This is a genomic window from Lactobacillus melliventris (assembly GCF_013346935.1).
Taxonomy (GTDB): Bacteria; Bacillota; Bacilli; order Lactobacillales; family Lactobacillaceae; genus Lactobacillus.
Genome location: NZ_JAAEEB010000004.1, coordinates 168351 through 182389, shown reverse-complemented (window position 1 = coordinate 182389; position 14039 = coordinate 168351). Strand labels below are relative to the sequence as shown.

At 34.9% G+C, this 14039-nt stretch carries 11 protein-coding genes and 1 riboswitch; of the genes, 10 read left to right on the top strand and 1 reads right to left on the bottom strand.

Features of this window, described 5'->3' with window-relative positions; genetic code table 11:
• Positions 1 to 31 precede the first annotated feature (31 nt).
• Positions 32 to 129, bottom strand: a riboswitch (purine riboswitch).
• 183 nt (positions 130 to 312) lie between these two features.
• The 8 genes from guaA to GYV61_RS09880 all read left to right on the top strand — a co-directional run bounded on the left by guaA (position 313) and on the right by GYV61_RS09880 (position 9836).
• Positions 313 to 1869, top strand: coding sequence for a glutamine-hydrolyzing GMP synthase (gene guaA, locus GYV61_RS05330; protein WP_174795048.1), 1557 nt, complete (start codon positions 313 to 315; stop codon positions 1867 to 1869).
• Positions 1870 to 2090: 221 nt separating this feature from the next.
• On the top strand, positions 2091 to 2846 hold the full coding sequence (locus tag GYV61_RS05325; RefSeq protein WP_174795047.1) for a hypothetical protein: 756 nt from the start codon (positions 2091 to 2093) through the stop codon (positions 2844 to 2846).
• Between the two features lie 41 nt (positions 2847 to 2887).
• Complete coding sequence (locus tag GYV61_RS05320; RefSeq protein ID WP_174795046.1) at positions 2888 to 6490, top strand: type IIG restriction enzyme/methyltransferase; 3603 nt, start codon at positions 2888 to 2890, stop codon at positions 6488 to 6490.
• Between the two features lie 471 nt (positions 6491 to 6961).
• Positions 6962 to 7171, top strand: coding sequence for a hypothetical protein (locus tag GYV61_RS05315; protein ID WP_174795045.1), 210 nt, complete (start codon positions 6962 to 6964; stop codon positions 7169 to 7171).
• Between the two features lie 3 nt (positions 7172 to 7174).
• Positions 7175 to 7897 carry a hypothetical protein gene (locus GYV61_RS05310; protein ID WP_174795044.1) on the top strand — a complete coding sequence of 241 codons (723 nt, stop codon included), beginning with the start codon at positions 7175 to 7177 and terminating at the stop codon, positions 7895 to 7897.
• Positions 7887 to 8438 carry an FtsK/SpoIIIE domain-containing protein gene (locus GYV61_RS05305; protein ID WP_174795043.1) on the top strand — a complete coding sequence of 184 codons (552 nt, stop codon included), beginning with the start codon at positions 7887 to 7889 and terminating at the stop codon, positions 8436 to 8438. Before GYV61_RS05310 ends, GYV61_RS05305 begins: the two co-directional genes overlap by 11 nt.
• Before the next feature lie 153 nt (positions 8439 to 8591).
• Positions 8592 to 8714 carry a hypothetical protein gene (locus GYV61_RS09815; protein ID WP_274600320.1) on the top strand — a complete coding sequence of 41 codons (123 nt, stop codon included), beginning with the start codon at positions 8592 to 8594 and terminating at the stop codon, positions 8712 to 8714.
• A gap of 552 nt (positions 8715 to 9266) precedes the next feature.
• On the top strand, positions 9267 to 9836 hold the full coding sequence (locus GYV61_RS09880) for a replication initiation factor domain-containing protein (protein WP_174795117.1): 570 nt from the start codon (positions 9267 to 9269) through the stop codon (positions 9834 to 9836).
• A gap of 403 nt (positions 9837 to 10239) precedes the next feature.
• On the opposite strand, the gene GYV61_RS05295 is transcribed toward GYV61_RS09880, so the two are convergent.
• Positions 10240 to 11319 (bottom strand): GntR family transcriptional regulator, encoded by a 1080-nt coding sequence (locus GYV61_RS05295; RefSeq protein WP_174795042.1) that lies wholly within the window; start codon positions 11317 to 11319, stop codon positions 10240 to 10242.
• 381 nt (positions 11320 to 11700) lie between these two features.
• On the opposite strand from GYV61_RS05295, the gene GYV61_RS05290 reads away from it, so the two are divergent.
• Positions 11701 to 13305 (top strand): xylulokinase, encoded by a 1605-nt coding sequence (locus GYV61_RS05290; protein WP_174795041.1) that lies wholly within the window; start codon positions 11701 to 11703, stop codon positions 13303 to 13305.
• Positions 13306 to 14034, top strand: coding sequence for an L-ribulose-5-phosphate 4-epimerase (locus GYV61_RS05285; protein WP_174795040.1), 729 nt, complete (start codon positions 13306 to 13308; stop codon positions 14032 to 14034). It begins immediately after the preceding gene.
• The last annotated feature ends 5 nt before the right edge of the window (positions 14035 to 14039 follow it).

Here is a 14039-nt window from a genome sequence, read left to right as displayed (position 1 = left end):
AAAAAAGCCCTTTAAACCAGTATTTTAACTACTTTAAATGCATATTATCCATAGTTCAGAATTTACGGTTCTGAGTAGAAACTGCCGACCACATTACGGCAATATATAGATTTTTATTTTGCTATTGCAAGCATTGTAACAGAGTCGCATAATATGTGCAAGATTAATTTTAAATGAAATTGCGAATTATATTCAGCAAATGGGTATAAATAATTCGTAAAATCATTTGTTAGAGCTAAAAAATTGTTGACCACTGCTACATTTCTTAGTAAAGTTGATATAGTATTGAATTTAGTGAGTAAAGGAGCTTGGATGTCGGTGAAAAAGAATATTAGTGATTTTGATGAGATTATTGTGCTGGATTTTGGTAGTCAATATAATCAACTAATCACGCGCAGGCTGCGGGATTTTGGGATTTATTCCGAGTTGTTGCCCCATGATATTAGTATGGACCAAATAAGAAAGATTAATCCCAAAGGGATTATTTTTTCCGGGGGTCCTAACAGTATTTACGACCAAAATGCTTTGAAAGTAGATTCCGCAATTTTTAAGTTGGGCATTCCTATCCTGGGCATTTGTTACGGGATGCAACTGATGACTTCCTATTTAAACGGCAAGGTCGAAAAAGCGGATAATTCTGAATATGGTCGTGCCGACATCGAAGTTGAAGATACTAACTCCGTTTTATTTGCCGGTTTGCCCAAAGATGAATATGTCTGGATGAGTCACGGTGATTTGGTCACAGGGGCTCCTGCTGGCTTTAAAACAGTCGCTTCAAGTAAGAATTGCCCGATTGCCGCTATTGCTAACGATCAGGCTAAAATGTATGGCATTCAGTTCCATGCGGAAGTGCGGAATACCCAGTATGGTCTTGATATTTTGCGTAATTTTGCCTTTAAAGTCTGCGGTGCTAAAGCTGACTGGTCAATGACCGATTTTATTGATTTGCAAATTGCTGAAATTAGAAAAACTGTTGGTGATAAGAAGGTAATTCTGGGACTATCCGGTGGGGTAGACTCCAGCGTCACCGCGACTCTTTTGCACAAGGCAATTGGCAACCAGCTGACAGCTATTTTTGTAGATCACGGCATGTTGCGTAAAAACGAAGGCGATGAAGTAATGGCTGCCTTGAACCGTGATTTAGGCGTTAACATTATTCGAGTAAACGCTCAAGAGCGCTTTTTAAATAAACTCAAAGGTGTCACCGATCCCGAGCAAAAGCGGAAAATCATTGGCAAAGAGTTTATTGAGGTGTTTGCGGACGAGGCCAAGAAAATTAAGGATGTGGATTTTTTAGCCCAAGGCACTCTGTACACCGATGTAATCGAGAGTGGCACGAATACTGCTCAGACAATTAAGTCGCACCATAACGTTGGTGGGTTACCTAAAGATCTGCACTTTAAGTTAATTGAACCATTGCGCAAGTTATTTAAGGATGAAGTACGTGAACTGGGTGAAAAATTAGGCATTCCGCATGATTTAGTTTGGCGGCAGCCATTCCCGGGACCTGGCCTTGGCATTCGCGTTCTTGGCGAAGTAACCGAGGATAAACTCAAACTGGTGCGTGATAGTGATGCAATTTTGCGGGATGAAATTAAAAAAGCCGGTTTACAGGAAAAAGTGTGGCAATACTTTACCGTTTTACCTGGTATCAAATCCGTGGGTGTGATGGGTGACGGTCGCACTTACGACTATACCATTGGTATTCGCGCCGTTACATCAATTGATGGGATGACCGCTGATTTTGCTCGCTTGCCGTGGGATGTTTTGCAAAAAATTTCAACGCGTATTGTCGACGAAGTACCAAACATTAACCGTGTAGTTTATGATGTCACCAGCAAGCCACCGTCAACGATTGAGTGGGAATAAAAGGGATAATGTTAGTTGATGAGGAAATCCTGATTTAATAGCAATTAACAAAGGCAAGACTTAGACAAAATAATAAAAATGGTTTGGTTGTCTGCCAAACTACTAAGGCTCTTAGTATGAACTAAGAGCTTTTTTTATGTTTTAAGAATGGGGTAAAATTAAAGGTGAATAAACCTATCTATTTTTGAATTAACAATTGATGAAAGTTGGGTAGATATAGAATGGTCGATATTAGAGCTTTAGCATTACCAATCAGAGTAACTGAAAATAAGTATGTAAAGAGTACCTTAGAAGATTCTGTTCATTTTGGGAGCCTAGAAGGTTATAAGAATATAGAAAGTCAAGGTATCGGTGATGAAGATGAGGGGAAAATAATTGGACTTTTTAAAAAGGAGAAAAGTAAAATAACCATAAGGATTTCAGAAAGTGATAAAGAGATTACTTTAACTGATAAAGACTTTATGCAAGATCCCCAAATGGAATATAGATTGAAAGATGGAATGGAAAAAAGAATAGGAGTAGCAAGTTTTGGACTCTTAACTTTCAGAGATTTCAAATTAGATAGATCTTTTAATAATCGAAAATATTTCAAATTAAGAAAAGATACTTTGGATGATATAAAACGGCTTATTAAAGATAAAGAAAAACTCACTGGTAACAAATGTAATTTAATTATTTTTTCTAACCCCGATTTCTTCTCATCTATAAAAGAATCTGGATATGAAGCAGATATTGTTCAATATTATGATCCATATAACTTGTCTCAATTTTCAAAATTGAAAAATGGTAACAAAGCATATTGCTATTTTAAAAAGGATTATTTTAAATATCAAAGGGAATATAGAATTATAAAGATTGCAAAAAACAAATTTCCTCAAGAAGGCGAAAATGTAAAAATAAAAGGAATAAGTAAGAGAGCATCAACTTTTTCTTTAGATCAGCTAAAGACTTTACAATTAATTGCTGATTTTAATTAGTAAGATTATCACTGTGATATAAAAATTTAAGGATATAAATTATGGCAATTATACAAAACTTAAAGCAAAGCATTAATCGCAATGTTGAAGCGATTATGCCCCAAGATGATCAAAAAGAGGCTTTTAAAAATGCCTTAGAAAGTTACTTCAACAAGATTAAAGCAAATGAGCATGAATCAGAAGAATTTCAAAAGGGTGTTTTTAAAGACTTCCTAGAAGAAATTATCCCTGATAAGCAAATTAACACTAGAGGAAAGATTGATTTGGCTATCTATAATGGTAAATCAACTGATAGTAATGTAGGCGTAATTGTCGAATACAAGAAGTTAGATAATACAGCAGAAATGATGAGCTTGGATAATCTGAATGCTAAAGGCTTTAAAGAATTAGTAGCTTATTATTTGCGTGAACGTGTAATTAACAAAAACATCGAAGTTAAAAAAGGTATTGTAACTAATGGCTATCAGTTTTTTGTTATTGATTCCAATGAATTAGAAAAGTACTTTTATAAGAATAAAAAGTTAGTAGACAATTTCAAGAAGTTTGAGAGAAGACAGTTATCAAGCTCAAAGACAGATTTCTTATTTGATGAAGTCATTGCTCCTGAAATTGATAAAGCTTTGAATAAGAAAATAAAAATTGGTTATTTTGACTTAAAAAATTCAATAAAAAAGGGAACAACAGAATTTAAGAAACAAGATATAACACGTTTGTATCGTTTCTTTAGCGTTGAGAATTTGTTAAATGAAATGGTATTTGCAGATTCTAACAGTCTTAATAAAAATTTCTATAATGAGTTACTTTATATAATGGGGCTTCATGAAGAAAAGAAAGGTGGAAACAAAGTTATTGCTCGTTTCAAAGAAGGTAAAAGACAAGATGCATCCCTCGTTGAAAATGCTATTGAGCAATTAGATATAAAAAATGTATCTAAAGATAAGCAATTTGATCTAGCAGTTCAATTAGTTGTTGTTTGGATTAATAGAATTTTATTTTTGAAACTTTTGGAATCTTCATTGGTTTCTTTCAATCGTAGTGAAAGTTATAAGTTCTTAAACTATAAAAAACTACATACGTTTGATGATGTTAATGAGCTTTTCTTTATGGTAATGGCTAAGAGTATTGATGAAAGAAAAGATCGTATCAAGCAAAAGTTCCCTAACGTTCCATATATGAATAGTTCATTGTTTGAACAAACCGAACTTGAGATGTCCAGAGAAGGTTTTCCAATTAGTGAATTAAGAGAAGGAAAAATAGAAGTATACTCAAAGACAAAGTTAAAGGATACTAATGGTAAAAAGTTAACTGGGAAAATTGAAATTTTAGATTATTTATTTAGATTTTTAAGTGCATATGATTTTACTTCTGCTGTTGATGCTAAGAATAAGGAGAGTCAAGATCAGTTAATTAATGCATCTGTATTGGGATTGATTTTTGAAAAAATTAATGGTTATAAAGATGGCGCATTCTTTACACCAGGTAAAATCACAATGTATATGGCTAAAAGAGCTGTAAGACAGGCTGTTTTAACTAAAGTAAATGAAGCCCTCGGTACAAATGTACAAGATATTGTTCAGTTGGGGATGCTTACAAGAGATATTTCTTTCTCTATTGATAAACGTAAGAAGGTTAGTGATGCTATCGATTCAATTAAAGTATTAGATCCTGCGGTCGGTTCTGGTCACTTCTTGGTATCAGTATTAAATGAATTAATAGCAATTAAGGCATCGCTTAGAGTTTTATTTGATACAGATGGTAAATTACTTAATGATATTAGCTGTACTGTTGCCAACGATGAACTAATTATTCAAGATATTTATGGTAATAATTATTCTTATGATGCTAACCAACCAACTTCTCTCAGAATTCAGAAAGCATTGTTTAAACAAAAGAAAACTATTATTGAAAATTGTTTATATGGTGTTGATCTAAATCCTAACTCTGTAAATATTTGTCGCTTACGTTTATGGATTGAATTGTTAAAGAACGCATACTATTCGGAGAATGAGTATGGACAAAGGATCTTAACGACTTTACCAAATATTGATATCAATATCAAAGTAGGTGATAGCCTTGTTCATCGTTTCTCCTTAGATGATAAATTTAATTTTAAAACAAAGAACCTTGAAGAATACATTACTTTAATAAAAAGATATAAAGAAACCAGCAATAAATCTGATAAGGCTAAAATTGATGAAGAAATTAAGAAAATTAAAAAAGCTTTTATGAGTAGCTTTAGATCTCCAGAAGGTGAGGCATACCAAAAAGCTATTAATCGGCTAACTAAAATGTCAGCAGATGAAACTGCATTGTTTGATAACAAGTTTGATCCTAAAAAATACGCAGAATTAAGAAAAAAAGCTGATGAAGCTAAAGAAGCTTTTGAAAATAGAAAAAGTGATCCTTTTTATCGTAATAGTCTTGAGTGGCGTATTGAATTTCCAGAAGCTTTAGATGCTAATGGTGATTTTGTGGGTTTTGATATTGTCATTGCTAATCCACCTTATATTTTTTCTAGAAATCATTCTTTTGATGAAAAGACGAAACAATATTATCTTTCTCATTATGAAGTTGATGAATATCAAGCTAATACGTATACGTTATTTATGGAACTTGGTTATAAGCTGCTGAAGAAAGATGGTACTTTTGCTTATATAGTTCCTAATAACATGCTAACTTTGCAAAATAATCAAAAAATTAGAAACTTCTTATTACACAAATCTGGTAGATTAGTTGTCATTAATTCTCTTGACAAAATATTTGCGGATGCAAGTGTTGACAATTGCATTGTATTTTTGCAAAAAGAAAAATCTGACGAGATTACGGTAGGTGAATTGGAAAAAGGAGATTTTAGCACAATTGGGACTGTAAAGAAGTCTTTCTTTGGTAAACACAATCCTGTGATAAGTATCTCAATGGTAAAGTACAAATATGCGGTAGATATCTTTTGGAAGTTAAATGAAATAACCACACATTTATCTGATTTTGCTAAAGTGAAAATAGGTGTTAAGGAATATGAGGTAGGCAAAGGTAAACCTAAGCAAGTAAAGGCAGATAAAGATAATGATGTATTTTATTCTGATATAAAAAAAGATGATTCTTATAAACGAAGTCTGACTGGTAAAGATGTAGATAGATATTCGCTAACTTGGGCTGGTAAATATATTAAATATGGTGATAATTTAGCAGCAAAGCGGGATCCTAATTTATTTGTTCAACCACGTTTGTTGGTTAGACAAATCCCTACTGCTTCCAATTATGCTATTAAAGCGACTTACACTGATGAAGATTATATTAGTAATCAAAGTTTAATGATAGTTACTGAGCCAAAAGATTTTCTTTTACCGTCTTTGTTGGGAATTATTAATTCAAAGGCTATGACCATTTGGTTTAATATGCGTTTTGACAAATTTCAACGCAGAACTTTTCCAAGATTTTTAGTAAGTGAATTTGAAGAGTTCCCAATTCCTAAAGTTAATAAGAATCTACAAGATAAAATTGCTAAGCAGGCTAAGACGATACAAGAGAAGACAAAAGCTGGTGAGAATTACTCTAAAGAGAATAAAGAAGTTGATGAATTGGTAATGAGTGCGCTGGGGCTCACCGAAGAAGAAAAAGAATCTGTTAGAAGATTTGAATTTTAAAATATTAAGACTTTTTAAAGTATAAATTGATTATTACTCGTGTGATTAAAGTACCGTCAAGTTGCGCCAACATGTCATGATGGTGTCATGCGAGTTTGTGTTGGATACATCGTAGAACAATGTTGCTGCTACTACAGGTCTGCGATGGATTTTTGAATGGACAAAGTAGTGATACCACCGTGGGCGTCCATGCTAGCGGATTAATGGTAGTAGCGTGTATTAATTGTTTAAGTATAAGTAATAAAGGTATTTTTTATATAACTTCTCCATTGTGCTACCAGTCTGCCCATTTTTTGGAAAAACTCAATAAAATGGCGATGAGAAGCACGTGTTTATTTGCATGTGCTTCTTTTAGTTATGCGGATTATCAGAGCGTATAAGAAGTATACAAACTGATAATCCGCTCTTTTGTTGTCGATTTTAATATGAGGGATGCCATATCCCACTCGCTCCTCACAAGGAGGTATAAATATGGCACAATCAACTAATCAATCAATTGAGAATATTAAGGATTCATCTTTCGCAACAGCAATTCTGCCCAAAGCTACTCCAATCAATAACGCACTCCAAAGACCTTTAAAATTAGCTACAGATAGTATTTTTAAAGTGCTTTCTGGAACTAATGAAACGGTTAAAGATGACAATGGAAATAATGTAGTACGTGCAGTATACAAGGTTTAGTCATTGAATAGCCAATTGTTACCTTTATCTACAGAATTTGAGATTAAAGTAAAGGGCCAAGCGTGTCTGCTTAAAGAAAAAGATAATGTTGAAATTATGTTTAATTCTAGGATGCTGATTGTAGCTTTTGATAACTTGGCGCATTGGTCGTTCAATGGACGAGAGGGCTTAAATGCAACAGGTGTAAGAATCTTAAATCTTACTAATGACCAAATTATGAAAATTGTGGGAGGAGTCATGCGCATAATTAGATATGATCCTAACGATCACTATCACTTCAATGCAGCTTTGTTAGTCGCTGGTGTGATTGTAGGTATTATTCTAGGCTTTATTTTTCAATCCATCTTATTGTTAATCCTTGTCCCCGTGATTAGTCAATATCGATGGTTATTAGATGAGCTGAACAGAATTATTTATTCTGATCAAATTGAAGCTCTCAATCGTTTAACTAATTCTGCTAAATTAGTAGATAAGCGAGATAACTATACGATTGGACGTTATCGTAATGCGGTTAATTATACTCTGGATATGACTAATAAAGATTATTATCTCTTGTCAATCGATGCTAACGGTGTAACTAACACTCTTCATTTACAAGAATTAGCTACTGAGGTAGGAGCAGCCTTTCATCATTCCGCCAATTTAGAAAGCTTAAGTAATGGCGTAGTCGTTTATAAGATTAACTTGTTGGTATCACAGGTAAAGGTGAGCGAAGATGACTTCTAGGATATTACTAGCACCTAATTGTATTATCGATTGGAAAGCTAGTCCACATATGCTTGTATCTGGAGTGACTGGTTCAACCAAGACTAATACTCTTGAGGATGTTTTGCTGTCTTCGATGACTTATAAAAGTCGAATTGAAGGTCAGAATAATGGTATGGGTGCAAAAGTCTATTTAATTGATGGTAAAGGTGCTGATTTTGCTAGTTTAAAAATTCTACATCCTGCTGTTACACCTAATCAAGCTGCACGTACTTTGCGTATACTCACTAAGAATATGCATAACCGTTATACACATTTTTCAGGTGAATTTGGTAAGACGGCTAGTGATTATGAGGTCAATGGTAAACATGTTAGGGATATCGTTGTATTTATCGACGAACTGGCCTTTCTCCTTAACGATCCAAAACTGAGAAGTGAGATTTTGCGTTACCTTTTTGAACTTTTGATTGCAGCAAGACAAGCGTCAATTTATGTCTCGCCCTTCGGGGCTAAGCGTGGTTGTTGGAATTCAGCGACCATCTGCAGAAATTTTTCCTCGTGATTCAACACTCCAATTTGGTAATCGCTTTCTTATGGCTCCTAATGTGGCGGATTTGGATACGAAACGTATGTTGTTCCCAATGACTGATGTTAAAGGATTGCCATTAAATGCAAACATTAGGGCTCATCTTTATTCTATGAAAATGGATTTATCATGCCTAAACCTGTTTACTTTCCTAACATGTCTACAATCGATATTCCGCAAACTGTAAATAGAATTCAAAGAGAAGTTAATCCAAAATGGTTCATTAAAGAAGACTACTGGGAAGAGCCGTAGTTGTCTGCTGACGGATGCCAGCCAGAGGCTGGCAAGTGGAACGTTCCGAGCGGACCGTTCAGCATTAACCCGCCCATAACTATTAGGCGGGTATGTACCTAAATAAAGAGTTATACGTAAAAATGACCAAATACTTTATAACAGTCGATCAAGTTAGTATTAACATCCCTATAAACAAGATGGGCGGTATGAATACTGCTCTTCAACTTGATAAAGAATTGAAATTGTCCGAGATATTTGGAGGTTCAGATAAGGCCAAGGCCTTAAACTACTATTCATAAGCCATTAGTTATTATGACAATACAATAAAAATCATGTGGTCTGACAAGAAAAAGATTCAAGGCCTGTTACTTTATTTTAGTGCAACTGGTTTCAAGACTTGGCAGAACTTAGGCAAGCTCAGGGGCTATGATTTAAGCTTTATTAAACTTCTCAAGTTTATGACTACCAAGAAGACAAGGTTTACATGATTAGAAGTTGCCATCGATGTAATTTGAAGGTGATTTAACTGCTAGTGCTTTACATCAAAAGTTACAAACCAAGCAAGTTTTAATTTTAGATTCTCTTAAAAGAGTCCTATCTTCTAAACATCAAAAGTTTTTTGAATCAAATAAGATTATTACTGGAATTACGTGCGGTGCGATCTCTAGTGATAACTTCTTACGTGTTTATGATAAAAAAATTGAGCATAATAAAGCTAATGCTCCATATTTTGATCTTGCACAACAAAGCGATAGTTGGATTCGCATTGAAGGAGAATTTAAACACGAAGCGGCACACGCGATTCTTGAGGACTTAAATGGAAAAGCACAAGATGAAGTTAGTCAGAAGCTAATAAGTTACGTTGTGAAGCGGTGGTTTTTCACAGATTCTGAACGTAAGTTAATTCCTTTATGGCAGAAGCTTACAGATTTAGCTAATGGTACAAGGATTATACCTCCGCTTATGCCTAAGTTAACTGATAGGCTAGTACAAGAATTGAAGTGGTTTTTAGTAGGTGGTGCTGCTGGAATATTTTATCGGATTGTTCAATTATTCGGAAAAGATGAGTTTTTATGTTTTATATTCGAATATATAGAAAGTCCTAATCGAAGAAAGCATTATTCATACAAAGTAATATGACTCAGGATTTGGAGTTGATTCGAACACAACATCCCAACATGAAGCCAATAAATTATTATCTTAATCGTACAGTTGCAGAAATTGAAAAAGAAAAAAAGGCTAATCACACCGACCAAAGTAATGATTAACCCATTAAAGCGAACAAATCAATGCGACCTGCGAGAGTCTCTTTCAGATCATGAAGGTTGAGCTAGACTACTACACTTATATTTGTCCTACTAAGAAGGCGCTGTAGGAGGCCATAGAAAAATGGATCAAATACTACAATCAAACTAGAATCAGGCACACGCTAAAAGGCCATACCCCCGATTGAATATCGAAATACGGCTTTAGCAAACATGAATTAATGTTAACGTCCAATTCAAGGGGTTAACTTTAATCAAATTTTTGATTAACACCTTTTTTATTGCTTCAGTGTAGCAACTGAATCACGCAATTTCATCTCAGGGTGATGTACCACTGAAGCAAATTTCTTACCATTTATTAAAGCTAAAATTCCTTTGCCTGCCTCTTGACCAACGGAAGTTCTCTGATAATTCATTGTGGTCAAACTAGGATTCAAGTAAGCAGAGGAATCGTAGTTATCAAAACCAACCACAGAAATATCTTGGGGAATTTTGATTTTTAGCTTTTTCAATTTGTCAATGACTAAAACAGCTAATTCATCATGATAACATGCTATTGCTGTAGGCGGTTCGGGACTATTTAAATAGATATCAATTTTTTTACTAATGACTGAAAAAGAATCATGCGAGCTATACATAATCAAATTGCTACTTGCTAAATTAACATTATTTTCCTGATAAGCAGCGATAAAACCCTTCATCCGTTCGACCCCTTGAAGATCGTCTGTTTGAAAGATACCTAAAATTCGGCGATGATTTTGTTGCAATAAATAAGTTGTCAATTCATTTTCTGACTCTCTATCCGAATTCACAATAGCAGGAAAATTAAATTCAGGGTACTCCGCATTAATGAACAACAAGGGTATTTTACTTTTTTCAATCCGGAGGTAAATATCCCTATTTTGACAAGGCTTGGCACTTTCACTGGGTTCAACGATTAAACCGGCCACTTGCGAATCAAGCATTTTAATCAAACTTGACCGTTCAGTTTGAGGATAGTTATGAGTATTAGCTAAAAGCAAAGAATAGCCCTTCGGTTCAATTACTGAATCAATTTGAGCAATAATCTTGGGAAAAATGTAATCTGCAATGTGAGTACAAATTAATCCGATGGTTTTGCTTTGTGGATTGGCTTGCCATTTTTTATTCCAATCCTGGATATACATTCCGCTTCCTTGGACTTTGTAGATTAAATGCTCATTTTGCAATTCAGTTAAGGCTTTTCTAACAGCATAACGAGTGACTTTGAAGCGGCGCATTAACTCGTCTTCTGTGGGTAATTTTTGGTTAACTTCGTAATTACCAAAAGTTATTTCATTTTTAAGTGTTTCCACAACGTTTATGTAATCGCTTTTCATTGTGTAACCTCCTAAAATTCATTTGAATAAATTTTAGCTAATATTGTTAAAATTAATGTTCTTTTGATTAAAATCATAACATAGTTCAATTTTAAAAGGTAACTTATATTTGTTTTTTACTGAAATATTAGCATTTTCATAAAAAATAAAGGTATAAATGTAAACAATAAATTTTAACTAAAAAAGTTCAATAAAAACAAATAAAATTTCTAAAATAGCTAAAATGCCGTGAAATTAAGAGTTTAGAAACCTTAAAAATTTTCAAAAACATTCGAATGAATTTTTAAGCCTATTGAATTATTCAAATAAAAAATATATCATGAAAGTGCTTTCCGAAGAAAGCTAAGGAGAGAATTCTATCGTGAGGAAAGAGGCGTTTAAATGAACATTACTAAAATTGTTCAACTCATTCAAAGGGGGCAAACAACATTAGGGATTGAATTTGGTTCTACACAAATTAAAGCAGTTCTAATCAGCCCTGATTTTCAGCCACTGGCTTCTGGCAGCTTTTCATGGGAAAACAGATTGCAAGATGGTATTTGGACCTATTCTCAAGCAGATATTTTGACTGGTTTAAGGCAAAGTTATGCCCAGTTAGCTGCTATGGTCAGCAGTAAATATCATGTCAAAATTGAAAGAATAGGAGCCATAGGTGTCAGCGCAATGATGCACGGCTATTTAGCTTTTGACGCTAATGACAAACTGCTGGTGCCATTCAGAACATGGCGTAACACCATTACTGAAGATGCAGCAGAAGAACTAACCAAGCTATTTAACTTTAATATTCCTTTACGTTGGAGCATTGCACATTTATATCATGCGATACTGCAAAACGAGCATCATGTTAAAGATATTGCTTACATCACAACTTTAGCTGGTTATGTTCACTGGCAATTATCTGGTGAAAAAAATATTGGCGTTGGCGACGCTTCAGGAATGTTTCCAATTGATAGTGATGGTCAGTTTGACCAAACATGTCTTCGCAAATTTTCCAGTTTAGAAAAGGTGAAACAGTATCCGTGGCAAATCGAAGATATTTTGCCTCAAGTTTTAAAAGCTGGTGAAGTTGCAGGTTATTTGACTGAAAAAGGTGCTGCTTTACTTGATCCAAGTGGCACTTTAAAAGCCGGTAGTGTTATGGCACCACCTGAAGGTGATGCTGGAACAGGAATGATTAGTACCAACAGCGTTAGACTGCGCACAGGAAACATCTCTGTTGGTACATCAGAATTTTCAATGGTTGTTTTAGATAAGCCTTTGCAAAAAGTACACAGGGATATTGATATTGTGACGACTCCCACGGGACTGCCGGTGGCAATGGTTCACATAAATAACTGTTCTTCAGATATTAATGCTTGGTCGCAAGTTTTTAGCGAATTTGCAGGCAGATTAGGTAAAAATATTAATGCAGTCGAACTATTTAGCACTTTGTTTTTAGATACTACAAAGTCAGATCCAGATGCCGGTGGCATAGTTAACTATAGCTACTTTTCAGGTGAACCAGTAACCAAAACCCAAGAAGGAAGACCTTTGCTAATTAGAACACCTAACAGCAAATTTACTTTAGCTAATTTTATGTTGGCACAGCTTTATTCAGCTTTTGCACCACTCAAGATTGGAATGGATATTTTAACTAATGAGGAGAAAGTGACAATGGACGTTATGATTGCCCAAGGCGGACTATTTAAGACGCCTGTTGTAGCTCAACAAGTTTTATCTAATGTTTTGAATATGCCAATTTCCGTTATGACTAATGCCAGTGCTGGTGGTCCTTGGGGCATGGCAGTTTTAGCCCAATATGTATTATTTGGTGCTCAAGAAAAGCTGGAGGATTACTTAGATGAGAAAGTCTTTGTTAATTCGGAAATAATGACACTGAGTCCTGAACAAAAAGGAGTTGCAGGTGCTGCCCAATACATTGAGCGTTACCGTTCGGCTCTATCCTTGGAAAATTCAGCGTCTATTTTGAAAGATGAGGAGCGTTAAATGCTGGAGCAATTAAAAGAAGAAGTTTACAAGGCTAATATGCAGTTGCCTCAATTAGGATTAGTTACTTTTACTTGGGGTAACGTTTCCGGAATTGATCGTGATCAAGGATTATTTGTCATTAAGCCTTCAGGAGTTGAATATGACAAGCTAAAACCTGAGGACATGGTAGTAGTTGATTTATCAGGCAAAGTAATCGAAGGAAAATTGAATCCATCAAGTGATACTCCCACGCACACATATTTATACAATCATTTTCCAAAGATTGGTGGAATTGTTCATACTCATTCACCTTGGGCAGTAGCTTTTGCGGCTGCCAAGATGGATATTCCAGCACTTAACACCACACATGCCGATACTTTTTATACTGATGTTCCGGCAGCTGACGCGTTGACAAAAGAAGAAATTGCAGAAGATTACGAAGGCAATACTGGCAAAACTATCGTCCGTACGTTTGATGAGCGTCACTTAGATTATGAAGCTACACCAGGAGCCTTAGTTAGTCAACATGGTCCGTTTTGCTGGGGACAGACGCCAGCCCAGGCTGTTTATAATGCCAAGGTATTAGAAGTTGTAGCTGCAGAAGACTATCATACGCTGCAATTGACTAGAGCAAACAGCCGGCTGCCCCAATACTTGTTAGACAAGCATTATTACCGTAAGCATGGCAAGGATGCATATTATGGTCAAAATAACGCGCAATCACAGACGCATGCAAAAAGAAGATAAAAATT

Coding starts and splice junctions, on each gene's coding strand:
- guaA (WP_174795048.1), top strand. CDS start 313: ATGTCGGTGAAAAAGAATATTAGTGATTTTGATGAGATTATTGTGCTG.
- GYV61_RS05325 (WP_174795047.1), top strand. CDS start 2,091: ATGGTCGATATTAGAGCTTTAGCATTACCAATCAGAGTAACTGAAAAT.
- GYV61_RS05320 (WP_174795046.1), top strand. CDS start 2,888: ATGGCAATTATACAAAACTTAAAGCAAAGCATTAATCGCAATGTTGAA.
- GYV61_RS05315 (WP_174795045.1), top strand. CDS start 6,962: ATGGCACAATCAACTAATCAATCAATTGAGAATATTAAGGATTCATCT.
- GYV61_RS05305 (WP_174795043.1), top strand. CDS start 7,887: ATGACTTCTAGGATATTACTAGCACCTAATTGTATTATCGATTGGAAA.
- GYV61_RS09815 (WP_274600320.1), top strand. CDS start 8,592: ATGCCTAAACCTGTTTACTTTCCTAACATGTCTACAATCGATATTCCG.
- GYV61_RS05295 (WP_174795042.1), bottom strand. CDS start 11,319: ATGAAAAGCGATTACATAAACGTTGTGGAAACACTTAAAAATGAAATA.
- GYV61_RS05290 (WP_174795041.1), top strand. CDS start 11,701: ATGAACATTACTAAAATTGTTCAACTCATTCAAAGGGGGCAAACAACA.
- GYV61_RS05285 (WP_174795040.1), top strand. CDS start 13,306: ATGCTGGAGCAATTAAAAGAAGAAGTTTACAAGGCTAATATGCAGTTG.